Source organism: Phytopseudomonas daroniae (assembly GCF_004327275.1).
Taxonomy (GTDB): Bacteria; Pseudomonadota; Gammaproteobacteria; order Pseudomonadales; family Pseudomonadaceae; genus Aquipseudomonas; species Aquipseudomonas daroniae.
In genome coordinates, this window is sequence record NZ_QJUJ01000006.1 from 102,605 (window position 1) to 127,068 (window position 24,464).

Below are 24,464 nucleotides of genomic sequence, written 5' to 3' on the forward strand. Positions count from 1 at the left end.
GTTCGCCCGAGCGCCCGCTCACTGATCGGCCAGCATCTGTTGGAGCAGCGTGAAAGACGCATCCACACGCGCTTCGAGCGGCACGTTCCGGTTGGCGAGAAAGACCAGGCCAATGTCCTCATCGGGGATGAAGGCGATATAGCCGCCAAAACCATTGGTCGAACCGGTCTTGCCGAACAGCACGCCATGCCCGGAGGTATCCCTGGCGCTCAAGCGGCTGGCCGGCTGACTGTCGAGGGCGAAGGCCGGTGCATTGCCGGCTAGAAGACGCTCGCGGGAAACAGGCCAGGGATAGCGTTCCCAGACCATGGCCTGGGTGAACTCTGATGTTCGGGTAATGCCCTGGTGCGTCGTCGCAATAGCAGCGGAAAGCTGCTCGGGTAACGCCACCGCGCCCAGGTTGATGTCGACGAAACGCAGCATGTCGTCGATATTCGATTTCAAGCCGTAGGCTTCAGCATCGAGCATCCCCGGATTGACCCGGATCGCCGTATTGTCCTCGCGCGCGTAGCCATAGGCGTAGCGCTTCATCTGCGTGGCAGGCACCTCGACATAGGTATCCTCAAGCGTCAGGGGCTGCAGCACGTTGTCGTGAAGCGCCTGGGCATAGGGCTGTCCGAATGCCTTGGCCGAAATCCGCCCCAGCATGCCGATACTGACATTGGAATAGGAACGTTCGTGGCCGATGCCTGCAACCGGCTCCCACTGCTTCAGCCAGGTCATCAGGCTGGCGTCGTCCCTGGCCTCATCCGGCGGCTGCAATGGCAGGCCGCTGCTCTGGTGGCTGGCGAGATCCATGAGGCTCAACGCGCCGAACGGGCGTCTGCCCAGTTCGGGGATATGCGCAGCCACCCTATCATCGAGCGACAACAGTGAACGTTCCTGCGCAAGCGCCGCCAGGGTGACGTTGAAGGTCTTGCTCATCGAGCCCAGCTCGAACAGCGTGTCGGACGAAACCGGAATGGCTGCCGCTCTGTCTGCCATGCCCTGGGTGTAAACATAATGCTTGCCCTTCCAGGTTACGCCGACAGCCAGGCCCGGAACGTCGTACTTGGCCATCAGAGGCTTGAATACCTCAACCGCCCGCGTCTGAAACGCCTGCTCCGACATGGCGACGGCCGGAAGCGAGGCGGCCAGACTGGCGGTGAACAGGCCTATGGCGATATATCCATGATTCATCTTCGTGGCGGCTCTCCGTTTCGTTGTGATGTGACACCCGCCTCCTCTCTACTTAGTAGAGCCTGTTCAAAGTCTCGCGAGCTAGAGCAATGCAAGGCAAAAACAGGCGAGGAAGCGGAGTTTACTGGTGTAAATGAGCATTCCGAGCCTGTTTTTAACGCAGCAGTGCCGACGCGCAGCAGCCTTTGAACAGGCTCTAAGCGAGTGTCGGTGTTCGAGTCGAGACCAAGGATATCGTTTCATGCCAAGCCATGGGCCACTGACGCAAACCTCACGACTGTTTCCACAGAGCCTCTCGACAAAGCCTGCGGCTGGCCTTATTGTCGCGCCAGGCCACCGCAGTGGCCTACGTCGCTCGGACGGTTCCGGGCGCTTACGTTCTTCGAGGAAAGCATGGCTGACCAAGCTCCGCGCCGCTTTGCGCGCATCGATCGTCTCCCCCCTTACGTTTTCAACATCACCGCTGAACTGAAGATGGCCGCTCGCCGCCGTGGCGAGGACATCATCGACCTGAGCATGGGCAACCCCGATGGCGCGACGCCGCCGCATATCGTGGAAAAGCTGGTGCAGGTCGCTCAGCGTGACGACACCCATGGTTACTCCACGTCCCGCGGTATCCCGCGCCTGCGCCGGGCGATCTCGCGCTGGTACCAGGATCGCTATCAGGTCGACATCGACCCGGAAAGCGAAGCCATCGTCACCATCGGTTCCAAGGAAGGCCTGGCGCACCTGATGCTGGCCACCCTGGATCATGGCGATACCGTGCTGGTGCCCAACCCCAGCTACCCGATTCATATCTACGGTGCGGTGATCGCCGGCGCCCAGGTGCGCTCGGTGCCGCTGGTGCCTGGCGTGGACTTCTTCATCGAGCTGGAGCGGGCGATCCGCGAGAGCATTCCCAAGCCGAAGATGATGATCCTGGGCTTCCCTTCCAACCCCACCGCTCAGTGCGTGGAGCTGGATTTCTTCGAGCGCGTGGTGGCCCTGGCCAAGCAGTACAACGTGCTGGTGATCCACGACCTGGCCTATGCCGACATCGTCTACGACGGCTGGAAAGCCCCGTCGATCATGCAGGTGCCGGGTGCCAAGGACATCGCCGTGGAATTCTTCACCCTGTCCAAGAGCTACAACATGGCGGGCTGGCGGATCGGCTTCATGGTCGGCAACCCGGAGCTGGTCAACGCCTTGGGGCGGATCAAGAGCTACCACGACTACGGCACCTTCACGCCGCTGCAGGTGGCGGCTATTGCCGCACTCGAAGGCGACCAGCAGTGCGTGCGCGACATCGCCGAACAGTATCGCCAGCGCCGCAACGTGCTGGTCAAGGGCCTGCACGAACTGGGCTGGATGGTCGAGAACCCCAAGGCTTCGATGTACGTATGGGCGAAGATTCCCGACGCTTACGCCCACCTCGGCTCCCTGGAGTTCGCCAAGAAGCTGCTGGCCGAGGCCAAGGTCTGCGTGTCGCCGGGCATCGGTTTCGGCGATTACGGCGACGATCACGTGCGCTTCGCACTGATCGAAAATCAGGATCGTATCCGCCAGGCCGTACGCGGCATCAAGTCCATGTTCCGGGCCGACGGGCTGATCGAAACCGGCGCTGTCAAGAGCGTGCGCAAGACCTCCGCTTCAGCCTGAGCTTAGCCGCCTGGCTCGCCGTAGCGCGCCGGGTGGCAACCGTCCCTCATCCCTCCAGTAATAAATCCCTCTCCTACACTGCCTCAGTCCTCCGGAGGAGGCAGACCATATGTCATCGATCCACACCAGGTTGCATTAACTGCAAACGCTGGCGGTACTGCTCTGTTACCTCAAGAGCACCACTATCACCATAAACGACCCTGGGCGTTATCAAGACAATTAGCTCCGACCTTTCCTGACCTTTTCTGATATTACCGAATAACCAACCCAGCCCTGGGACACGCCCAAGGAACGGAACGCTATTTTCATTCTCGACCTCACTCTGCTGAATAAGACCGCCCAACAATATTGTTTGTCCATCACGCACAGCGACTTGGGTTGATACAGCCCTCGTTGATATGGTTGGATTCCCATTAGGATCGGTAACTATACCGGCACTACTCACCTGCTGCTGAATATCCATATAGACCAGGCCATTTGGACTTATACGCGGAACAACACCTAGAATCACGCCCGTCTGAACATACTGAACAGAGCTCGTGCTAATCGATGTATTATCAAGATTAATGGTTGTTTGATTGATAGGAATATTGTCCCCAACTTGAATTTGCGCCTCCTGATTATTCATAACGACTAAAGACGGTGCAGAAAGAACTTTTGTATTGCCATTCGTTTCCAGTGCACGCAAAGCAACCTGCAGGTTACTACTAAGAAAGGAATAGAACAGTGCATCTCTCCCGTTGAGGGCGGCACCACCCTGCCCAATAGCACCTTGTCCCCCTGGGGTGTTCTCGACCCCATCTGCAGAAGAGTTTCCAGCCAAACGACCTAAGTACCATTGCACACCCAGACTTAATGCCCCAGTAAGACTTACCTCTAAAATCCGGGTTTCTATCTGTACCTGAACAGGAGGGTGATCAAGCTTATGAATAGCCGCTTTTATCTCTTTCCATTGAGCCGGCCGACTTCTAACCAGCAGTTGGTTGCTATTTTTCTGTGCAGCTATACGAACAGAGCCCAATATTCTATCTTGGGCCATGGAGGAACTCGTCTCCGACTCAGCCAGGCCTGGAAAACGTGGGTTCTTCAAACCTTCCTGGCTGAGAGCCCCAGGAGGGCCACCAATACCATGGTCAGAAGTCAACGTCAGTGTGCGCAAACCTGGAGCAACAGTTTCTCCACCTTCCTCCTTGCTCCCCTCACCACCATACATTTGCCTCAAGTAACCAGCCAACTCGACCGCTCTCATGTTCTTGACATCATAGACATGAATGGCTGGCTCATTACCATTATCTTGATCAATAATATCAACCCAGCGTTCGACCTCTCGTAGATACTCTGGCTGAGAGGCAATTGCCACTATGGAGTTAGTCCTCTCAATAGGAATGAATCGCACCACACCTACAGCTGACACCTCCTCTTGCCCACGGAAAATTCGCTCAATTTCTGGCAGAAGTTCTCGAACGTCAGCATTATGAATAGGGTAGATGCCGAATGACATACCACTCAACCAATTGACATCGAACATATCAATAGTCCGTTCATAATTGGCCAGTTCCTCAGAGGTGCCAGAAAGAATCAAAACATTACGGGCAGAATCCACAAGCAAGAATGCACTATCACGTGCAAATGGCTTAATGAGTTTGTGCATCTCAATTGCAGAAATATAATTCAGCGCAAAAAGACGAGCCGCATATCCTTCTCTAGGTGCAGGAGCGATTGCCTTGGGGGTGAGTTGTCCAGCCACAACCTGGGTGACAGGCAGAACCAAATAACCATCCTTCTTGCGAACAATTGCATTGTTCGTCCAAGACAGCAAAGTCTCCAGAATAGTGAATGCTTGTTTTTTTCCGACAGGCTTCGCAGTAGAGAATGTCACCTCACCCGCAACCCCAGGGGCAATACTGTAGTTTTCTCCCAGCAAGTCACCTAGGACAGTATGAATTACGCTATCGATCGGTTGCCCGGAAAAATTGAATACTACCTCTCCCTGCATGTCACTTTGCGAGTGGTCAGGTCCTTCCTGCAGAGCTGAAAACCCTACCTTGGGCCTATGAACAATATGTCCAGAAGGCATCTTTTCCTCTGCATTGGAAGAGAGCGCCTCGAACCGTGTGTTAGGCATGGATAGGCTACCAACTCCCGAAAGCCCCTGGTTTATTATTGACACCTTCCCATTGTCTTTATCCACAGGAGATGTGCATCCCCAAAGAGACACGAGCACGAACAAACCCAAAATAAACCTGGACAATATCTTCATCCCTGAAAAGCCACTAATCTTCAGAATGTTTCCGCAACGAAGAAACAGACATTATTTTCCGGACACCATCCAAATTTATATGTATTTCATTTGCTCTAACTTCCTCAAGCAAGAAACCATTCACGATATAATCCCCCTCCCTAGCCACCAGCGGCCTGCCATCGCTCTGTTTTAGAAAAGCAAGTTTAAAGTCCGAGGCAATTACTACACCAGAGAGTATCAGCCCTTCGACACTCTCGATGGGGTCATCAGAAATCAAGTCACGAGGCACCACAAGCTTACGGCTTGGACTGAATATCGTTTTCTGCCAGGAAGCAGAATAATCTTCCAAGACAAGTTCGGGAATAGAAATTACAGCAGCCTGAAAACCTTCCCACTCCTTATCGTTGACAACATCAATCTGCTCCAACCAACTGATACTTCCCCCCTTTCCCCTGACCAAGCCAATACAGATGGCAAGTAGAAACATCACGCATATGAGTAAAAAAGCGCTAAGGCTCAAATCGCGCCATGATTTAGCAGCCATCGCACCGTTCCCCGTCGTCGCTGAACATTGCATAGCCGATCAGCGAAATCTGCACTATCAGCAGATCTTTTTCACTTTGGCCACCTCTCCGAATCCGAAGCGATTGAATAAATAAAAATGGGCTTGCGTCTTCAAAATGATAGAGTGAACGAACCAGCACCTCTGTCCCGCACTCGAGTTCCAGGTTTATTCTTATTCCCACCAGTCCATCTATCTCAGCAGGTGGCATAGGCGCTTGGCTAAGCACCTTACAAGCAGGGTGGATCTCAGAAGCTCTATATATAGCTTGAGCAATCAGCTCCATCATCTGGGCGGTAGCAGCACCAGCATCCACCCCGCCAAGCAGACCCTCAGATGCGCCTTGCCTCTGAACATCCAGGTATTTTTCCGCCAAGAACTGCTTCTGCAAATCAAGTTTACTGTAGCGCTGCTGAAGCCCTCTTAGCTCCTGCATTTCATCCGCTATATCCAATAATGTGGATGTAAACCACCAGTGCACTGTCAATATATAGATAAAAACAAAGCATGTACCGAGCAGTAACACAGCCCAAGTGCGCCGATTATTCAGAAGATAGCGAAAGCGCATGTACACCTCTGGGGCGCAACTGGGCGCTCATAGAAAAATTGCTTTTACCTGTCGCTTCATCGGGTTGAATCCCCCCTTGAAACTGAGCGTTTGACACGCTTGAGCACTCCTTTATCGCCGTCAACAATGCACTGGGACTAGCCGTTTGCCCCTGCATGTTTATGGTTCCATCCTCACCGACCTCAAGCTGATCAAGCCAAGTATCAGAGGGCATACATCGGGCCAACTCGTCCAGAAAGAGAATTGCTGATAAAGCATGCGCCTTATACGTTAACAGTCGTTCCCCCTCTGCAATAGAACGCCTAAATCGCTGACGAACATCCTCAATCCCAGCCGCCTCATGCCTTAGCGCATCGACCTGGGTTTGCATTGCCTCCAATGCAATTTTCTTGTTTTGAACATATAAAGACATGGAAGCAAGTCCCAATATCACCATCGCGACCAGCAAAGCTCCATTAATTTTCCTGATAACACTTCCATTTTTACGTCCACGCAGCTCGATGGAAAGAATATCGACGCCAATACGTTTTCCTTCACCATCACTGACATCAACGCAAGCCACGTTATATCCTTGGCCTCCGACGACCTCCAAGACAGCGTCCAGCTTCTGCCTGGCCACCACCACCAGTTCGATAATCGAATACTCTCCCTGCTTGAAAGAAGTCCGCACGAAGTCAAAGTAGACCTGACCCGAGGTAAAGGGCACATATTTATCCATTTCATAAACAAGAGCAGATGAAATTTCTTTTTCAGTCATGGCTGGCAGGTAGATCGTTCTGACCAAGGCAAATTGCCCAGGAAGAATAAGGCAACTATCATCATGGGAACCCTCAACTATTGAGCGTGCAGCATCCACCCCGCTTTCCGCCCAATATAACTCCGATTCCACCTGCCTTCTTACCCAAGTCTCTGGCAGGCATTTCTTCAACTCATCAACCCACCATGCGAAAAACGTCGCACAGGAGCCTTTCAATTGATCGGCGGATCCATACATTTTTATTATTCTCAGCATCTACCGGATCACTCTCTCTTGCCAATGCAGTACGCGATAGAGCTCCGATCGCCCCACTGGCCTTATATGAACAACAGCGCTTACCTCTATCTTGAACCCATTCTCCAACATGGCTTTCGAACGAATATCCATTATTGAACCCGGCTCCTCTACGCCCCACTCACCATCCATCCTAAAAGCCTCTCGCAGGTCATCATTGGCGTACCGAGGTGATGGGGCATTTAGCCCGGTCCAGAGAGTTACCTGAGAAGATAGACGCTGATACAACACTTCAGTCATTGCCGGAAAATCCCGCAGCTCATCTAGTGACACCATGCTTGAGGGGCGTCCCCGTAAGCGCTGAAGTTGCTCGGTTATTTTGCCGATCTGATACCGACTTGCACCGTTATATTGCAGCAGTATCTTGAAACTTTCTAAATTACAGTAATTCAAATCCAGCTTGCCACGTTCGCTACGTACCTCAACGCTAATCCGGGCTCCCCCAAAATCTACAGCGGCAGGCCGCTCATCACCTTCGACTGCAGCCCCTTGCGTCGATATATGGTTCTTGATTGCCAAAGCAATACCTGCCTCAGCGATAGAAAGCGCTTTGATATAATGAATGCCATGGCCACTTTGTCGCCCTTCGACACGCATAGCAAGCACCACACTTCCCATGAGTAGGCTCAATAGCGCTATCGCCCAAAGGGTGAATATAATCGCGACTCCATATTGGCGCTTCATTTGTAAACATCATCGGACTGGAACCGCAAGGCCACCACCATCGGCATCCAAGAAATAGAACTATCTGTATCGATTTCAATTCGGACTTTCCGAGGCAATCGTGCAGGCCATGGCCATTCGCTCAACCAACTCGTTGGACTCCCGTGTATATCATCCCCCATAAAGCCAAAACGAATAGACTTGGCATTTTCGAACAATACCTGTGACTCGCCCCATGGTTGGCCATCCGATATATTGTTAAAACTGATCCGCAGGGAAAGGGAGCCTCTTGATGGGGTATCAACCCAGATCGTGTGCGCTTTCAGCCCACCGTCCAAATAGCGCGGCCCTGGCGCCACGAATCGGATACGAGCACTCTGCCCCTCAAAGACGACGCCCCCGTCCATCTCCACTGCCCGAACTTGTTGCAGAGCGTGACTCAAAAAACCTCTAGCAGCTCTCAGTTCAGCAAGATGATCACTCTGCCGAAGAACGATATCCCAGACACGATTACCCGAACTCAAAGACGTGGCAATCAGTACAAACATCAGAGCAAGAAGGCTCAACGCCACCAGCGTTTCCAACAGAGTAAAACCCCGAGAATAGCTATCCTTCATCACCAACGAACCTATCCTGTTGAACGCGCAGAGTCGTAAACCGCTCTTCCAATTCCTCCATATGGACTACTAATTCAAGTCGATACAAACTGATATCGGCCTCACTCGCCTCCAGACGGGTATTCAGCCACCACTCAAGCTCACCTTCACGCCCTTGGCGCAGGCCAACTTCCTGCCGTCCGCGTGTTTCGCTCTCAATGAGGGAGCTCGCCAACATTGCCACCTGCGTTCTCAGATTGCTTTTTGCCAAGGCATGAAGCACCTGCCCCATGGCAGTTATCATCACCGTGAAGCCGACAGCCAACAGTGCAGTGGCCGCCAGCAGTTCAATCAAAGTGAAACCAGACTGGATATGTACACTACCTAGTGGGAATTGCTTTCCAGTACCGCTCTGCCTGTTAGCCATGCGATATCGATCCTCCATGCCTTATCACCCCGATAAAGACTGACATGCCCACCACTGGAGGTACCATCAGGATAAAACGCGATTACCGATACGCGCGGACTCAACCCATCTGCCGTCGTCAGACTCAGACTCATGCCATCCGGCAAACAACGCTCGCCTTGTCCTGGCCCCCGATAGCAACGCCTCTGCAGATCAAAGTCCACCAGTACCGGTTCATCACGGGCCAATGCCAAGGTTCTGGCCTGGCGCAGCTCCAGCATCAAATCTCGCCCGGCATGACGCTCACGTGCACTATTAACTCCTTGCGAAACCCCATAGGCAGCAAGGCTGAAGCCAGTGGCGACAATCGCCATCACTGCCAAAAGCTCTAACAGGGTAAATCCCCGTTGAACCTTTCCTGGCGATCGCTCCACTACTACTCCCAACTTCCTCGGTCTGCATTGAGCCCTTCACCACCACTCCTTCCATCCTTGCCGAAGAAGATCAGGTCGAAGGAGCCAAATTCACCGGGATTTCGATAACCAAAGGCGTAGCCAAACGGGTCTTGTAGATCGCTGCTCCTGGCATAAGGCCCACTCCAGTTCGCCAGCCCCACAGGTCTTGCCAGCAGATCCTTCAGTTCCTTCGGAGGCTGCCCGATATCCAGCGCATAGTTTTCAATCTTCATACTCAAGCTGGCCAGTTGTGCTTTCCCTGCATCGTATTTTCCCTTGTCCATGCTGCCACCGATTTGGCGCACGACGATGGTCGTTACGATCCCCAGCAGTACGATGACCGCCAGCATTTCGAGCAAGGTAAAACCGCTTTCTCGGCGGAGGGCGTTGGATACACGCATGCAATCAGTTCCCTGTTAGAGACCATTGGTAATGTTCATAAGCGGCAGCATGATTGCCAGCATGATGCAGGCGACCAACATAGCCATGATCAATGTCAGCAGCGGGATCAAGGCTGCCATGAGCCTATCGATGCCATCACGAGTCTCGGCCCCGTAGATATCGGCCAACTTGAGCAGCATGCCATCGAGCTGGCCAGACTCTTCTCCGACCTGGATCATCTGCAGGGCCAGGTCTGGAAAGGCATCCTCAACCTTCAAAGCCTCGGATAGCGAACCCCCTCCTTTCACGCGAGCACGAGCCTCTCCCAATGCCTGCTTCAAGGCATGGTTGGACGAAACCTCAAGCGCGATGGCCAAGGCATCCAGCAATGGCACGCCTTGCGTGATGAGAGTACCAAGCGTCCGAGTCAACCGGGCGGTCTCCAGACTCCAGATCAGTCCCCCGATGATCCGCATCCTTAATAGCCGCCGATCCCATGCAAGACGAAAGTCGGGAGCACGCAGGCGGGAAACGAACCACAACAGGAGCGTGATCAGGCTTGCCAAAAGATATCCCCCCCACTGAGCCAAGAACTGCCCAACGGAGAAGAGAACCTCAGTAGAAATGGGTAAAGGCACGCCCAAACTGTCGAAAATAGGCACGAACTGAGGAACGACATAGGTCAACAGCATCGCCAGCGATCCCAGTACGCCAAACATGAGAAACGCCGGATAGATCATCGCGTTGCCAACGCGGGAGCGAAGTGCTCTGGAGTATTCGAGGTATTCGCTCAGTTGTGAAAGCGTTCCCCCAAGAGCTCCGCCCGCCTCTCCAGCCCGAACCAGGCTCAGATAAAAAGGAGAAAACGCCTCATCCTCCGCCATTGCAGACGACAGGGAATGCCCACTCTTGACCCTCTCCCGCAAACGCTCGATCAACAGGCGCAGCGGTCTATCTGCGGATTGACGCAGGAGGATGGCAAGGGAGCGCTCCAGTGGCTGCCCGGCGTTCAACAACGTAGCCAACTGCCGAGTGAAGTGAAGCAGCGCTTTTTCCGGCAAAGCCTGTGACCGAAATAGCTGCAAGCTTCCCCAGGAAGCGCGTCTGGCAGCTTCGATTCGCAACACCAGCAGACCACGCTTCTGCAACGTCGTAACTGCCGACTCCAGACTGGTGGCCTTCATCAGGCCACTGATCCTGGCTCCCGAGGCATCCAGTGCCTGGTAGCGAAATGGCTTCATAACAACCCCGTCTGTTCGCCACGGGTTACACGTAGAACCTCGTCCAGCGTGGTGATCCCGGCCAATGCCTGGCGCAGGCCATCCTCATACAAAGTACGAAATCCAGCTTCCCTGGCGGCCTGCTCCAGCTCGACGGCACTGACGTTCTGCAGTAACAAGCCACGCAAGCGGTCATCCATCACGAGCAATTCGGTAATGGCGCTACGACCGCGATAACCGTTTCCTAACTCAGTGTTTCTGGCTCTGTACAGCCGGATTGGTCGCTCATGGGTATAGCGCCCAAGATCATGTTCGGCGACAAGTTCCGCTGGAACCTCGAATGCCTCGCGACACTCGGGATCAAGGCGACGAACCAGACGCTGGGCGAGAATGCCATTGACCGTGGATGCGATCAGATAACGCTCCACCCCCATGTCCAAAAGGCGCGTTATGGTGGCCAGGGCACCATTGGTATGCAGGGTGGAAAGCACGAGGTGGCCGGTCAGGGATGCCTGAATGGCGATACGACAGGTTTCCGGATCCCGCATCTCGCCGATCATGATCACGTCGGGATCCTGCCGTACGACGGAACGCAGCGCATTCGCGAAATCCAGGCCGATGGCCGGCTTCACCTGGATTTGGTTGATACCTTGCAACTGGTACTCGACAGGATCCTCGACCGTGATGATCTTGCGCGCCTCGGTATTCAACCGGGAAAGCCCGGCATACAGGGTGGTGGTCTTGCCCGAACCGGTAGGCCCCGTGACCAACAGAATGCCGTTGGGAGACTCAAGCAACGTCACCAGGCCATTCAGCCGTTCACCGTCTAACCCCAGGCCGACAAGATCGAGCATCACAGCCTGGCGATCCAGTAAACGCATCACGACCGACTCACCGAAACTGGTTGGGACAGTCGAGACCCGCAAATCCAGCTCCTTACCCTGAATCCGCAGCATGATTCGCCCATCCTGCGGCAGACGCCGCTCTGCAATATCCAGACGGGCCATGATCTTGATGCGCGAGATCACCGCCGCAGCCGAACTGGCAGGCAGGCTTTCCGCCTCCAGCAGGAGTCCATCCACCCGGTAGCGCACCTTGAGCAGACTCTCGAATGGCTCGATATGAATGTCCGAGGCACGTCGCTCGATGGCGCGCTGCAGCAACAGATTGACCAGGCGAATCACGGGAGCCTCGGAAGCCAGATCCTTCAGGTGCTCGACATCATCTTCGCGCATGTCTTGCCTATCAAAGCCCTCGACCAGGCTTCCCACCGCCGAGCGCCCCTCCCCGTAACAACGCTCGATGGCCTGTTCAATTTCGCTGCGCACGCCAATGAACAACCGGGCCGATCTCTGCAGGGCATATTCGAGCGCCTCGACTGGGTAACGGTCGGCAGGGTCGGCAAGCCATAGATGCACATAGGCTTCCTCGAAGCCTATCGGAATGACCGCATGATGCTTGAGAAACCTCACCGGCACCTCGGCCAATACCTCCAAAGGCTCAGGCAAGGCATCCGCCCTCAGCAAGGGCAGATCGAGAACCGACGACCATGCGCTGGCCAGGCTCACTTCAGACAGGAGCCCCAGGCGCAATAGCAATTCGATTCGCGACACCGTACGCCCCGCTTCCTGCAACTGGCCCACCCGCTCCAGACTTGCAGAAGATAGAACGCCTTCAGATCGCAAGAACTCTATGACTTGAACTTCCAAGTAGCCCTCTACACACAAAGAGATCAATCCTGATCAACCTCGACATCCAAATCGACAAAGCGATACGGGCTGTTATTAGCATACGCATACCGATTGAAACTCACCATCCTGCCCACAGCCCCCACCGGATCGATGGCCAGAACGCCCCAGCACCGCTGCCACGGGCCTGCAGGACGTTGCCCTTGACGTCGTAGCTCAACGCCGCCGCCAGGCTGCCGCTCAAGCTGGCCAGGCGGCCCTGCGCACAGAAGGTTGTTATCCCAAAGGAGTCGCAATATAGAGGACAATCAGGACAAGGCATCAAACAACGCCTTGCCCTAACCAGTAATTACATTTTTAAAGAACTACGGATAAGCAAAGAGTTACCCACCCCACACTCAAAACACTCGCTTCCCAGAGGGTTTATCTTGTTGCGATCGACGCCCACCAAACCAAACTCCCGGAGTATCATTAACTCACTCTTAACGTCATATTTCCAGAGTGATCCCGATCTACAAAGTAATCGCTATTCTGGCACTCTATAGCATCAATCGCAGCACGCAAATCCTGCAAGGCTCTCTCATCAGCAGCATTATTCTCAGCCTTCTTTAAACTTGACAAAACACTCTTATCAAGCGAATAAGCTAGCAGCATACAGGCCCTATAACGTACCGCATGAGACTTATCAGACAGGGCTTCCACTCCTAACTGAACAGCCTCGACAGATGATCTTGCATAACGAATAGAATGATAAACACAAGAACTTCTCACCTGCCACCGTCTAGAGCCCCTATACTTCTCAAGTAACAATCTAGGAAGCTCCCACCCAAGCTTCCTGAGCTCACCAATCGCATAAAACTCTCTATCCGATCCAGAGCCATCAAGGCAATCCAGCAACTCTGATTCATTTATTTTCTCTGTCACTTCAAACCCAATCACAAGAGATTCAATTCAGTTTTTGCGCCTGGATCATTGGCCCTTATTCTATCGCCATGCCGAACACTATTCTTAGGAACATGATCATACTCAACACAATAATGACACCCCTTATCGTATTGAATATCAGCCCTATTTGTACCAATCTTACCTCCATCAACATCAACTTGTTGCTGATTTTTACGAATATTCGAAACTGATGGATCCTGCCTCAGCCCGTCTATACGACTATCAATCGCATCATTATGATTAGAGTTCCCATGGGGTTTCGCATTACCACCATTAGGACGCGGCCCACTACTTTTAACAGTCAACATCCAAGTCAGTAGATCAAACCCTGACGCAGGCCGCCCCGTATGCCAAGGCCCGGACATCGTCGGATCAATCGACGAGCCTCCGTAAACCTCTCCTCCACCCTGGTGCGCCGGGAACGCGGTCATCCCACCAGTGGAATTAACGATTGCAGTCCCTGTCAGAATCTGAGCACCAGCAACCGCTATTTCCATCGCAACAACAGGGCTTCTGCCATCCGGATCGACAAAGCCATACGGGCTGTTATTGGCATATGCATACCGATTGAAGCTCACCGGCCTGCCCGCATCCACCCCCACCGGATCGATGGCCAGAAAACGCCCCACCACCGGGTCGTAGTAACGCGCCCCCGCATACACCAGGCCGCTGCCATCGTCCTGCATATGCCCCGTATAACCGATACTGCCTACGTTCGCTCCGCCCTCCGCCTGACGTTCGCCGTAGGGCCTGAAGTGCGTACGCCATTGCAGAGCACCCTGGGCGTTGCTCGCCGCTACCGGCGAACCCAGATGGTCGTTGTGGTAGTAGAGCGTGCCATCGCTGCCACCATGGGCGATAAGCTCGCCACCCGCATAGATGTACTCCTTGCGCTTGTTGGTGGCGAGATCCTCCTCCAGCAACAGCCCCGCCTGACCGTAGAAGCTGACTTTACGAACACCACCTTGCTCCTGCAGTACCCGCATGCCCTTGCCGTCGTAGCCGAAACGCTGGTCGGGTGCGCTGGCACAGTTGGCCTTGGGCTGGACACAGAGACGGTCGAGATTGCCCGCTCCGTCAATATCAGGATAAAGGACAAGGCATCAAAAACACCTTATCCCAATAAGTAATTACATTTTTAAGGAGCCATGGAAAGATTCGCTCCCTCCCCGCTCCTTTTACAGCTTAGAACTCCAACTACCTACCAGAGACTCCGCAACAACCATAGCCGGCTCAACAATTAAATTATCAAACAAACCCGTCACTTCAAAAAGATTCATCCAGAACTGGATCTACGCAGAACTATGGCCATCACTCAACATTTCCTGATAACGCTTAACACCGAACAGCCCCAAAATAAAAACCACACACCTTCAACAACCTTGAGCTCAGGTAAAAACAACTTGGAGAGCCATAAGATAAAATCAGCGGCCAACCCTTGCGACTTGTAGACCACATGCAAATAATCAAAGCCTGTAACGATACGCCCCACGTTGGCGGAGGTAAAAAAGTCGAAATCAAAAGATTTATTGCCACTCATTTTCAGCCTCCCGGGCTCTAAAGATCCCTGGAGGCTTCCTAGTTTGGTCTAGCCTTCCGCTTCTGCCACTCTTTGATCGAACCAAACATTGCTCTGCGGTGAAAAAAAACGATAGCCGAAAGGCAGAGCCAAAAACTTAGCAAGATCTGGTCTCCTAGCACTAACATCGTACGCATGCACTGTCTTTAATGTGTCAGTGTTGCCATTAAATCGATCAGTGGTAAGCCACCATCCCGACATATGATCAGGTGATGGATATCGTACCCCTTCCACATCATCACCCTCATAGACCCCGTCGGAAATAACAACCATCTGATCTAGCCGAGGCGGGGTGAATGCCGCCCCGACTTCTTGGCAGATCAAATTTTGATCGCGCCAATATGAAACAGCAATGCTTACGCCGAAGATATAATCCATTGTCCCTGGATCACACTCCCAGAATATCAACTGACTAAGATCATTCAATTCAGCCTTTGTAATCCAATACCCATATTGAACGGTTTCGCCAGGACGAATCGTATTACCAGCGAGTATATAATCCGCAACATATAGAACAAACTCACGACACTGATCCTTTAATAAGGAATTATCAACAGCCGCTGCTATTTCATAACCAAATACATCCCTCAAACCTGCAGTTTCACAAGACAGGCCTTCGCTTATTACAGACACTTTAATATTCAATTCAACCCTCCTTCTGAGCGACCCTGTGCACCCCTTACTTGCCCACCTTGTACACGACTGCATGTCAGGCAATGCGGATACAGCTCTTGCGGACCTCCTGAAGGATTCAACGCATTTGCTGGCTGGTGATCTGGGATGTGGTTTCCACTAGTAGTCCTCGGATCTGTGCTGCCACATGTATGACAACCAGTCTTTCGCCCAATTTCGTTAATCTTGTCTCGCTCTCCTTTGGTAAAGTCCCGACTAGGCCCACGTGCAGGAACTGATTCACCAGCATGTGGGCCAGGCTGCAAGGTATTACCTGCACTGCTTTTAACAGTCAACATCCAAGTCAGTAGATCAAACCCTGACGCAGGCCGCCCCGTATGCCAAGCCCCGGAAATCGTCGGATCAATCGACGAGCCTCCGTAAACCTCTCCTCCACCCTGGTGCGCCGGGAACGCGGTCATCCCACCAGTGGAATTAACGATTGCAGTCCCTGTCAGAATCTGAGCACCAGCAACCGCTATTTCCATCGCAACAACAGGGCTTCTGCCATCCGGATCAACAAAGCCATACGGGCTGTTATTGGCATATGCATACCGATTGAAGCTCACCGGCCTGCCCGCATCCACCCCCACCGGATCGATGGCCAGAAAACGCCCCACCACCGGGTCGTAGTAACGCGCCCCCGCATACACCAGGCCGCTGCCATCGTCCTGCATATGCCCCGTATAACCGATACTGCCTACGTTCGCTCCGCCCTCCGCCTGACGTTCGCCGTAGGGCCTGAAGTGCGTACGCCATTGCAGAGCACCCTGGGCGTTGCTCGCCGCTACCGGCGAACCCAGATGGTCGTTGTGGTAGTAGAGCGTGCCATCGCTGCCACCATGGGCGATAAGCTCGCCACCCGCATAGATGTACTCCTTGCGCTTGTTGGTGGCGAGATCCTCCTCCAGCAACAGCCCCGCCTGACCGTAGAAGCTGACTTTACGAACGCCGCCCTGCTCCTGCAGTACCCGCATGCCCTTGCCGTCGTAGCCGAAACGCTGGTCGGGTGCGCTGGCACAGTTGGCCTTGGGCTGGACACAGAGACGGTCGAGATTGCCCGCTCCGTCATAGGCATAGCTGCCACGAGCCTGCAGGACGTTGCCCTTGGCGTCGTAGCTCAACGCCGCCGCCAGGCTGCCGCTCAAGCTGGCCAGACGACCCTGCGCATCGTAGGCATAGGTAGTGCTCAGGCCACCCAACGTGCGGCTGGTGAGATCCCCGCGGGCGTTGTAGGCGAAACTTCCAGTACCCCAGGAACCGGCGGCACTGACCAGGCGGTTCAAGGCGTCGTAACCCAGGGTCTGGGTATAGGCGGCAGCTCGCAGGTCGGTGACCTTGGTGATGTTGTTGGCCGCGTCGTAGCCATACTGGAGAGACAGCAGGGTATCGCTGCCGCCGACCGAACGCTGGGTGGGACGTAGGCGGTTGGCGTCCAGGCCGATACTCAGGCTGCGGCCATTGCCATAGGTCAGCCCTTTCAGGCTGCCATTGGCGTGATAGCTCACTACACTGGCAAAACTACCCGCCTTGGTGGTCTGGCCGTAGGTGTTCGGCGCCAGATCGACCAGCAGGCCACTCGGGTAGGTGATACTGGTCAGGGCATCGAGCGCATCGTAGGCATAGGCCGCGACATAGTTCTTGCCGAGCGACGTCAGGTTCAATCTTTCGCTCAGCAGATTGCCATGGCTGTCGTAGGTATAGCGTCTGTCCGTGCCGGCAAAGACCTCGAACAGCACTCGCCCCGCCAGGTCGTAGCCGTATTCGAGCGCGGTTCCATCGACATAGGTGACCTTCTTCAGGCGGTTGCGCGCATCGTAGACATATTGATCCGCGACCGCGGCACCCACTTTCTTAGTAAGTACGTTACCGACGCCATCATGGGTATAGGCGGTGACACCGGTTTCCGGGTTGGTTTCGCTGGCGACGAAGCCTTTGGCGTCATAGGTATAGGTGCGGCTCAAGCCGCCCTGAGCGATGGCTGTCGTGCGCCCGAGGTTATCGATGGTGATGCTGGTGACGTTGCTGCCCGGTTCGGTGACCTTCACCAAGAGGCGTTCATCCGGCTCACCGAAGGAAACGTATTCACGAACGGTGGCGTTACCGCGTTCATCGGTCGTGGTTACTATCTTGGCGCCATGATTCATGCTGATGGTGGAACCATCGGCATGGGTGATCCTGGTCAGTCGGTTCAGGGCATCGTATTCGAATTTTTCGCCTACGGCCGCTGCAGATGCGAAATTGGGGTTCGACAGAAAGGTGCGGCCGCCCGACGGCGAATAGGTCGCCGTTACAACCACTGGCTGAACCGATGCGCTACCGCTTTCCGTCTGTTTCAGCAGTTGGCCGAGCTCGTTGTATTCCCGGACTCGCTTGTAGGCGCCACGCGTCAGCGTCTCGACATTGTTGCTGCCAAAGCTGTAGCCGATGGTTATCTTTGCAGCCGCTCCCTTGGGCGGGGTGACACCGGTCAGGCGGTTGGCCTTGTCATAGGTGTAACTGGTGGTCTGCCCCATGACGTCCTTCACGGAGGCCACGGTTCCCGTCTCGTTCACCGTCCGGGTAAGCACTCCGCCGTCGGCGTAGGTTTCCTTGCGCGGAACCCCCCGGTAGTAATCCTCGTAACGCGCCACCTTGCCATTGGCATCGGCCAGCGTATTCAAATCGCCAGCAGCGAGATAGGTGTACTTGGTCACCACCCCATAGCGATCCTCCTGGGAAACCTTGCCACTGGAGGTGTAGCTGTACTTGAGGCTCCCCGTGATGCCGGAGGTGGTTTGCGATGCGAGCTTACCCAGCATCCAGTTGCCGCCGGGCAAGGTGTAGGTATTGGTGATGGTTCTGGATTTATCGCCGCTCTCCACCAGCTTGGTGGGCTGGCCGTTGGCGTCATAGGTGTAGTCGGTCGTGTAGGTGCCTGACTGGCTGACCACCTTCTTCGTCAGTATGGGAGCGCGTGTATAGTTCTCGACCAGCAGGTTGTAGCGACGCATTTCATTCTGCTCGGAGATATTCTGCGATCCCCAGGTGTAGGTCTCCGTCCGCAGGGCGCTGCCGCAGCTCTTGGAAGTCTCCTTTTTGACCAGAAGCCCGATGGTCCACAGCCCTCTGTCCACTGCCGAGACGCCATTGGCGATGGTATTGGCACCAACATGTTCATAACGAACACATTGCTCGGGCCCCTTTTCAACGGTTACATCGTTTTTATTGACGCCTTTGGTATAGGTGTAGGCCCAGGTATAAGCGCTATGGGAACTGCCGCGAATCGAAGAAACTCTTCGCCCCGTGACGATGTTGGTCTTTTCAGACGGATCGGAACCCATCTGTTTGTAATCGTAGGTATAGCTGGTGCTCAAACCCAGCGGGCTTTTCATGGTCGCGATCGAAAAGCGCCCCGGCGAAGTACCTGCCAGGCTGTTGCTGTCATTGTAGGTATAGCGCCAGTCGGTACCGTCTGGATTGGAAGCCCGAGTCAGGTATTGTGCCTTGGCGCCAACGCTGTAAGCCGCATCGGAAAACGTATAGCTGACAGTCTGTCCCTCACCGCTGATACTGGAAATGATGGCGGCAGTGGAGGATTCGTTCTTGTAGTTGAACGAGACAGTGCGCCCATCCGATGCCTTGACTCGCGTCAGCAGGTGATGGGGCGCATATAGGTTCGAGGATTTAATATTGTATTCAAGATCCAGCCTGTTACCCGACAGGTCTTCTATTCGGGTAACGAAGTAAGTGCGAAACTGGAAACTTGGAGACACCGTACCCTTGAGGTTGAAGGTATATTTCAGACCTTCCGGGGAATGCAGAACAAGCCCACCGTCCCCCTTGTTCTGGGAGGCCGGCAGACAGGTTGCGATCCATCGGGACTTGGTAATGAATGCCTGGCTGGAGCCATTGCCATTGGCGAGCGTTTCTCTGGTGCCATCCGGCAATTCCAGGATCGGGTTCAGGTTGGTGGCAACCTGGCCAATCTGGCAGACCTTGTTGTTCGCTCCGGCAGCAAGGGTCTGATAAGTTTCCGAAACCCATAACCGCCCAAAGTGGATATCCCAACCCGTCCCGAAGGGCGTACGACTGGTGTAGCCATTGCTGTATGGGCCTGCCGTATTGCTCACCCCTTGATAGTTACGGAGAACCTCAATGTCGAGCCCGCCGTTACCTGGGATGACCAAATCTTTATGGACTATTTTCAGGGCCCCTGTAAAAGGATCGACCCTGTCGACGCTTTCACTTAAGCCGAAAGACCGGCTCAACGCGAAACCAGGTTCCTGATACAGGCCTAAGGCTGCAGAGTTGAATGCTTCCGCAGCAAGGCCAATAGTAGGGGGGAGTGATGAAAAAGCGAAAATAGTGAACAGACACGCGTAACGCATTGAACGTTGCGTCATAGTTAAGTCCTTTTAATTTTAGTCCATAGCCTTGCGGCACAAATACGCTGCTCGCCTTATACCTACGTCCAAACAACCACGTCAATCACGCTCATGAAATTTTCATAAGGAAATGCGGGAAATCCTCAATTTTGCGCACTAGCCTGCAATCCGCATGGTTACTATGTCGTACTTTTCGAGAGCTGAATTTCCAGACCATCCACAAGGATGGGTCGGAGGTAACCATGTTTTCTGAATAATTTCAGCCACCATCAACGTTGAAAGCGACGCATCGATCAAAGACTATTCAGGCTCCCGCAAATTTTCGTGTTTTGAGTCGCCGCGATAACCTTGCAACAGCCACTTCTCGCATTACAAGCGCCTCTCTCCCGGTTCCGTGTCAGGAGATAGTCGATGAGTGTCACCATCGCCCTCGGCGCGTTCAGCTTCACCATGGATGCCCTGCCCGGCACGCCGCAGATCCAGAACATCATCCCCACCACCTTCTTCAATACCACAGCCTGGGCCGCGCCCTGGCTGGGGCTGATCGGCAGCCTGTTCGTGCTTGGCATCGGCATGCTCTACCTGCGTCGGCAGCTGGGCAAGGCCCTGCGCGCTGGCGAGGGTTATGGCACGGAGCTGCGCAACGAGCCGGAAACCCCGGACGACATCAAGCTGCCCAGCCCGTGGCTGGCCATCGCGCCGCTGATTCTGGTGGACGTGGCCAACCTGCTGTTCACCCACTGGATTCCCGAGTTCTATGGCAAGACCCACAGCCTGCAACTGGCCGGAATGGCAGAGCCGTTGCAGACCGACGTCAGCAAGCTGACCGCCATCTGGGCCGTGCAGGCGGCGTTGCTGCTGGGCATTGTGCTGGTGCTGATCAGCGCCTTCGGGGTCATTCGCGAGAAACTCGCCGAAGGCACCAAGAGCGCGGTGAGTGGCTCGCTGCTGGCCGCGATGAACACCGCCTCGGAGTACGGTTTCGGTGCGGTGATCGCGTCGCTGCCGGGCTTCCTGATCCTCGCCGACGCCCTCAAGGGCATTCCGGATCCGCTGGTCAACGAAGCGGTGACCGTCACCCTGCTGGCCGGCATCACCGGATCGGCGTCGGGTGGCATGAGCATCGCCCTGGCGGCCATGTCCGACAGTTTCATCGCCGCGGCCAACGCCGCCAACATCCCGCTGGAAGTCATGCACCGCGTCGCCTCCATGGCCAGCGGCGGCATGGACACCCTGCCCCACAACGGCGCGGTCATCACACTGCTGGCGGTGACCGGGCTGACTCACCGCGAAGCCTACAAGGACATTTTCGGTATCACCATCATCAAGACCCTGGCGGTGTTTTTCGTGATCGGCGTCTTCTACAGCACCGGCATCGTCTAATTTTATGAAGCGAGCGGTCTGTGGTATCGGGCCGCTCGCACGCAAGGAGTCCAGCATGAATCTGAAAGGCAAGACTGCACTGGTCACCGGTTCCACCAGCGGCATAGGCCTGGGTATCGCCCTGGTATTGGCTGAAGCCGGCGCCGATCTGGTACTCAACGGCTTCGGCGATGCCCAGGCGGCCATCGATGCCGTGGCGGCGTTCGGCGGCAAGGTCGGCCACCACTCGGCGGACGTGTCAGATCCGCAGCAGATCGAGGCGATGATCGCCTACACCGAGCAGGAGTTCGGCGCGGTCGATATCCTGGTCAATAACGCCGACATCCAGCACGTGGCGCCGGTGGAAACCTTCGCCCCGGAACGCTGGGACGCGATCATCGCCATCAATCTGTCGTCGGCCTTCCACACCACCCGGCTGACCCTGCCCAGCATGCGTCAGCGCAACTGGGGACGCATCATCAATATCGCCTCTGCCCACGGACTGGCGGCTTCACCCGGCAAGAGCGCCTATGTGGCAGCCAAGCACGGGCTGATCGGCCTGAGCAAATCCGTGGCGCTGGAAACCGCCACCACCGGTGTCACCTGCAACGCCATCTGCCCAGGCTGGGTACTGACGCCCCTGGTACAGGCACAGATCGATGCCCGCGCGGCCGAGAGCGGCGACAGCGAAGGCGAACGGCGTAACCTGCTCGCAGAGAAACAGCCGTCGCTGGAGTTCGTGACGCCCAGACAGCTCGGTGAGTTGGCGCTGTTCCTGTGCAGCGATGCCGCTGCCCAGGTACGCGGCGCGGCCTGGAACATGGATGGTGGCTGGCTGGCACAATGACTGAAAACGGGTAGTGTCTGAACGGCCCACCTGCCAATAAAAAGCACGAATAAAAAAGTGATGAGGTAACCCAATGCAGCAACCGCTCTGGACGCCCATGGCCGAACGCATCAGTGCCACACGCATGGATGCCTTCCGCCGCTTCGTCAACAGTCGCCACGGCCTGGATCTGGCCGATTACCCGGCGCTGCACGCCTGGAGCGTGAGCGAGCGCGAAGCGTTCTGGCAAGCCATCGTCGATGTCTTCGACATTCGCTTCAGCCATCCACCCCAGGCGGTACTCGAAGAAGGCGCGGCCATGCCCAGCGCCCACTGGTTTCCAGGTGCCACCCTGAATTTCGCCGAGCACCTGCTGCGCCGCCGCGACGAGCATCCTGCCATCGTCGCAGTAGCCGAAGACGGCAGCCGCGAACAGCTCAGCCATGCGCAACTGGCCGCACACGTCGCCGGCCTGCAGCGCAGCCTGCAGGAGGCTGGCGTGGGTATTGGCGACCGGGTCGCCGCCTTCATGCCCAACACCTGGCAAACCCTGGTCGGCATGCTCGCCACCGCCAGCCTGGGCGCGACGTGGTCGAGCTGCTCACCGGATTTCGGTACCCAGGGCGTGATCGACCGTTTCGGCCAGATCGAACCCAAGGTACTGATCGCCTGTGCCGGCTACCGCTACGCTGGCAAGACGCTGGATCTGACGGACAAGCTCAACGAGGTTCTCTCGCACCTACCCAGCCTAAAACACTTGGTTGTGGTGCCTTATGCGCGAACAGAAGCCAGACCTACTGATTACAAGTCAGTTGCTCTAACCACTCTCTGGCAAGGCTTCTACCAACCCGGTGGAGAACCGCAATTCACCGCCGTGCCCTTCGAACAGCCGCTGTACATCCTCTACTCCAGCGGCACCACCGGCGTGCCCAAATGCATCGTCCACGGCGCAGGCGGAACACTGCTGCAGCACGTCAAGGAACTCGGCCTGCACAGCGACCTGACGGCCGACGACACGCTGTTCTACTACACCACCTGCGGCTGGATGATGTGGAACTGGCTGGTCTCCGGCCTGGCGCTGGGTGCCACCCTGGTGCTGTATGACGGCTCGCCGTTCCACCCGGATGCCAACCGCCTGATCGACCTGATCGACGCCGAGAACATCAACATTTTCGGTACCAGCGCCAAGTTCATCGCGGCCCTGGAAAAGGCCGGCGCCAAGCCGCGCGAAAGCCATCGTTTGCAGCGCCTGAAGGCGATTCTCTCCACCGGCTCGCCATTGGCCCACGAGAGCTTCGATTACGTCTATCGCGACATCAAGGCCGATGTCTGCCTGTCGTCCATCTCCGGCGGCACCGATATCGTTTCCTGCTTCGCCCTGGGCAATCCGGTTTCGCCGGTGTACCGCGGCGAGATCCAGTGCAAGGGCCTGGGCATGGACGTGCAGATCTGGAACGATGACGGCAAGGCGGTGACGGGCGAAAAAGGTGAGCTGGTTTGCGCCCGCCATTTCCCTTCCATGCCCGTGGGCTTCTGGAACGACGCCGACGGCGAGAAGTTCCGCAGCGCCTATTTCGACACCTTCCCCGGCATCTGGGCTCATGGCGACTACGCCGAGCAGACGCTGCATGGCGGGCTGATCATTCATGGTCGCTCGGACGCCGTGCTCAACCCTGGCGGCGTACGGATCGGCACCGCCGAGATCTACCGCCAGGTGGAAAAGGTCGAGCAGGTACTGGAGTCCATCGCCATCGGCCAGCAATGGGATGGCGACGTGCGCGTGGTGCTGTTCGTGCGCCTGCGTGAAGGCGTGAAGCTCGACGAAGCGCTGGAGAAACAGATCTGCCAGGTGATCCGCGCCAACACCACACCGCGCCACGTACCCGCGCGGCTCGTCGCGGTGACGGACATTCCGCGCACCATCAGCGGCAAGCTCGTCGAGCTGGCGGTGCGCAACGTGGTGCACGGCCAGCCGGTGAAGAACACCGACGCGCTGGCCAACCCCCAGGCCCTCGATCTGTTTCGGGATCTGCCGCAGTTGCAGACGTGATGGCATGAGCAGAT

At 55.5% G+C, this 24,464-nt stretch carries 20 protein-coding genes and 1 pseudogene; 4 read left to right on the forward strand and 17 right to left on the reverse strand.

Going from position 1 to position 24,464, the window contains the following annotated elements; translation table 11 throughout:
- Nucleotides 1–18: 18 nt before the first annotated feature.
- Nucleotides 19–1,179, reverse strand: coding sequence for a class C beta-lactamase (gene ampC / locus DNK10_RS15650; RefSeq protein ID WP_131192198.1), 1,161 nt, complete (start codon nt 1,177–1,179; stop codon nt 19–21).
- 393 nt (nt 1,180–1,572) lie between these two features.
- On the opposite strand from ampC, the gene alaC reads away from it, so the two are divergent.
- A complete protein-coding gene (gene alaC / locus DNK10_RS15655; protein ID WP_131192199.1) occupies nt 1,573–2,817 on the forward strand; it encodes an alanine transaminase in 1,245 nt (414 codons plus the stop codon).
- Nucleotides 2,818–2,929: 112 nt separating this feature from the next.
- On the opposite strand, the gene gspD is transcribed toward alaC, so the two are convergent.
- From gspD to DNK10_RS15735, 16 genes are all read right to left on the reverse strand, one after another.
- Nucleotides 2,930–5,095 (reverse strand): type II secretion system secretin GspD, encoded by a 2,166-nt coding sequence (gspD, locus tag DNK10_RS15660; protein WP_425273863.1) that lies wholly within the window; start codon nt 5,093–5,095, stop codon nt 2,930–2,932.
- Entirely contained in the window at nt 5,091–5,603 is a 513-nt protein-coding gene (locus DNK10_RS15665) for a hypothetical protein (protein ID WP_131192201.1), read from the reverse strand. The genes gspD and DNK10_RS15665 overlap by 5 nt, the downstream gene beginning before the upstream one ends.
- The gene (gspM, locus tag DNK10_RS15670) at nt 5,593–6,189 is read right to left on the reverse strand and encodes a type II secretion system protein GspM (protein ID WP_131192202.1); all 597 of its coding nucleotides are present in this window, start codon (nt 6,187–6,189) and stop codon (nt 5,593–5,595) included. The genes DNK10_RS15665 and gspM overlap by 11 nt, the downstream gene beginning before the upstream one ends.
- Complete coding sequence (locus DNK10_RS15675; protein WP_165495998.1) at nt 6,164–7,183, reverse strand: PilN domain-containing protein; 1,020 nt, start codon at nt 7,181–7,183, stop codon at nt 6,164–6,166. Before DNK10_RS15675 ends, gspM begins: the two co-directional genes overlap by 26 nt.
- Nucleotides 7,184–7,201: 18 nt before the next feature.
- Nucleotides 7,202–7,924 (reverse strand): general secretion pathway protein GspK, encoded by a 723-nt coding sequence (locus DNK10_RS15680; RefSeq protein WP_131192204.1) that lies wholly within the window; start codon nt 7,922–7,924, stop codon nt 7,202–7,204.
- Nucleotides 7,921–8,520, reverse strand: a complete 600-nt coding sequence (locus DNK10_RS15685) for a prepilin-type N-terminal cleavage/methylation domain-containing protein (RefSeq protein ID WP_131192205.1) — start codon at nt 8,518–8,520, stop codon at nt 7,921–7,923. Before DNK10_RS15685 ends, DNK10_RS15680 begins: the two co-directional genes overlap by 4 nt.
- Nucleotides 8,510–8,944 (reverse strand): prepilin-type N-terminal cleavage/methylation domain-containing protein, encoded by a 435-nt coding sequence (locus DNK10_RS15690; RefSeq protein WP_131192206.1) that lies wholly within the window; start codon nt 8,942–8,944, stop codon nt 8,510–8,512. The genes DNK10_RS15685 and DNK10_RS15690 overlap by 11 nt, the downstream gene beginning before the upstream one ends.
- A complete protein-coding gene (locus tag DNK10_RS15695; RefSeq protein WP_279635849.1) occupies nt 8,884–9,339 on the reverse strand; it encodes a GspH/FimT family pseudopilin in 456 nt (151 codons plus the stop codon). The genes DNK10_RS15690 and DNK10_RS15695 overlap by 61 nt, the downstream gene beginning before the upstream one ends.
- Before the next feature lie 2 nt (nt 9,340–9,341).
- The gene (locus DNK10_RS15700) at nt 9,342–9,761 is read right to left on the reverse strand and encodes a type II secretion system protein GspG (RefSeq protein WP_131192207.1); all 420 of its coding nucleotides are present in this window, start codon (nt 9,759–9,761) and stop codon (nt 9,342–9,344) included.
- Between the two features lie 15 nt (nt 9,762–9,776).
- Nucleotides 9,777–10,982 (reverse strand): type II secretion system inner membrane protein GspF, encoded by a 1,206-nt coding sequence (gene gspF, locus DNK10_RS15705; RefSeq protein WP_131192208.1) that lies wholly within the window; start codon nt 10,980–10,982, stop codon nt 9,777–9,779.
- Nucleotides 10,979–12,670, reverse strand: coding sequence for a type II secretion system ATPase GspE (gspE, locus tag DNK10_RS15710; RefSeq protein ID WP_425273860.1), 1,692 nt, complete (start codon nt 12,668–12,670; stop codon nt 10,979–10,981). Before gspE ends, gspF begins: the two co-directional genes overlap by 4 nt.
- A 450-nt stretch (nt 12,671–13,120) precedes the next feature.
- Entirely contained in the window at nt 13,121–13,588 is a 468-nt protein-coding gene (locus tag DNK10_RS15715) for a hypothetical protein (RefSeq protein ID WP_131192209.1), read from the reverse strand.
- Nucleotides 13,585–14,676, reverse strand: a complete 1,092-nt coding sequence (locus DNK10_RS15720; protein ID WP_482811955.1) for an RHS repeat domain-containing protein — start codon at nt 14,674–14,676, stop codon at nt 13,585–13,587. Before DNK10_RS15720 ends, DNK10_RS15715 begins: the two co-directional genes overlap by 4 nt.
- A gap of 233 nt (nt 14,677–14,909) precedes the next feature.
- Nucleotides 14,910–15,134, reverse strand: coding sequence for a hypothetical protein (locus DNK10_RS15725; RefSeq protein ID WP_131192211.1), 225 nt, complete (start codon nt 15,132–15,134; stop codon nt 14,910–14,912).
- A 48-nt stretch (nt 15,135–15,182) separates the two neighbouring features.
- Entirely contained in the window at nt 15,183–15,818 is a 636-nt protein-coding gene (locus DNK10_RS26015; RefSeq protein ID WP_208738830.1) for an immunity protein Imm33 domain-containing protein, read from the reverse strand.
- Nucleotides 15,815–20,230, reverse strand: coding sequence for an RHS repeat domain-containing protein (locus tag DNK10_RS15735; RefSeq protein ID WP_131192212.1), 4,416 nt, complete (start codon nt 20,228–20,230; stop codon nt 15,815–15,817). Before DNK10_RS15735 ends, DNK10_RS26015 begins: the two co-directional genes overlap by 4 nt.
- A 402-nt stretch (nt 20,231–20,632) precedes the next feature.
- Between DNK10_RS15735 and DNK10_RS15740 the strand changes: the two are divergent.
- From DNK10_RS15740 to DNK10_RS15750, 3 genes and pseudogenes are all read left to right on the forward strand, one after another.
- Nucleotides 20,633–21,595, forward strand: a pseudogene (locus DNK10_RS15740) (GntP family permease); the annotation flags it as partial.
- Between the two features lie 55 nt (nt 21,596–21,650).
- Nucleotides 21,651–22,421 carry a 3-hydroxybutyrate dehydrogenase gene (locus tag DNK10_RS15745; protein WP_131192213.1) on the forward strand — a complete coding sequence of 257 codons (771 nt, stop codon included), beginning with the start codon at nt 21,651–21,653 and terminating at the stop codon, nt 22,419–22,421.
- A 73-nt stretch (nt 22,422–22,494) separates the two neighbouring features.
- The gene (locus DNK10_RS15750; protein WP_131192214.1) at nt 22,495–24,450 is read left to right on the forward strand and encodes an acetoacetate--CoA ligase; all 1,956 of its coding nucleotides are present in this window, start codon (nt 22,495–22,497) and stop codon (nt 24,448–24,450) included.
- Nucleotides 24,451–24,464: the final 14 nt, after the last annotated feature.

Excerpts from the sequence above, each read along its gene's own strand:
- DNK10_RS15745 (WP_131192213.1), top strand. The coding sequence starts at position 21,651 with ATGAATCTGAAAGGCAAGACTGCACTGGTCACCGGTTCCACCAGCGGC.
- gspF (WP_131192208.1), bottom strand. The coding sequence starts at position 10,982 with ATGAAGCCATTTCGCTACCAGGCACTGGATGCCTCGGGAGCCAGGATC.
- DNK10_RS15690 (WP_131192206.1), bottom strand. The coding sequence starts at position 8,944 with ATGGAGGATCGATATCGCATGGCTAACAGGCAGAGCGGTACTGGAAAG.
- ampC (WP_131192198.1), bottom strand. The coding sequence starts at position 1,179 with ATGAATCATGGATATATCGCCATAGGCCTGTTCACCGCCAGTCTGGCC.
- DNK10_RS15675 (WP_165495998.1), bottom strand. The coding sequence starts at position 7,183 with ATGTATGGATCCGCCGATCAATTGAAAGGCTCCTGTGCGACGTTTTTC.
- gspM (WP_131192202.1), bottom strand. The coding sequence starts at position 6,189 with ATGCGCTTTCGCTATCTTCTGAATAATCGGCGCACTTGGGCTGTGTTA.
- DNK10_RS15665 (WP_131192201.1), bottom strand. The coding sequence starts at position 5,603 with ATGGCTGCTAAATCATGGCGCGATTTGAGCCTTAGCGCTTTTTTACTC.
- DNK10_RS15680 (WP_131192204.1), bottom strand. The coding sequence starts at position 7,924 with ATGAAGCGCCAATATGGAGTCGCGATTATATTCACCCTTTGGGCGATA.
- DNK10_RS15685 (WP_131192205.1), bottom strand. The coding sequence starts at position 8,520 with ATGAAGGATAGCTATTCTCGGGGTTTTACTCTGTTGGAAACGCTGGTG.
- DNK10_RS15735 (WP_131192212.1), bottom strand. The coding sequence starts at position 20,230 with ATGACGCAACGTTCAATGCGTTACGCGTGTCTGTTCACTATTTTCGCT.
- alaC (WP_131192199.1), top strand. The coding sequence starts at position 1,573 with ATGGCTGACCAAGCTCCGCGCCGCTTTGCGCGCATCGATCGTCTCCCC.
- DNK10_RS15700 (WP_131192207.1), bottom strand. The coding sequence starts at position 9,761 with ATGCGTGTATCCAACGCCCTCCGCCGAGAAAGCGGTTTTACCTTGCTC.
- DNK10_RS15725 (WP_131192211.1), bottom strand. The coding sequence starts at position 15,134 with ATGAGTGGCAATAAATCTTTTGATTTCGACTTTTTTACCTCCGCCAAC.
- DNK10_RS15750 (WP_131192214.1), top strand. The coding sequence starts at position 22,495 with ATGCAGCAACCGCTCTGGACGCCCATGGCCGAACGCATCAGTGCCACA.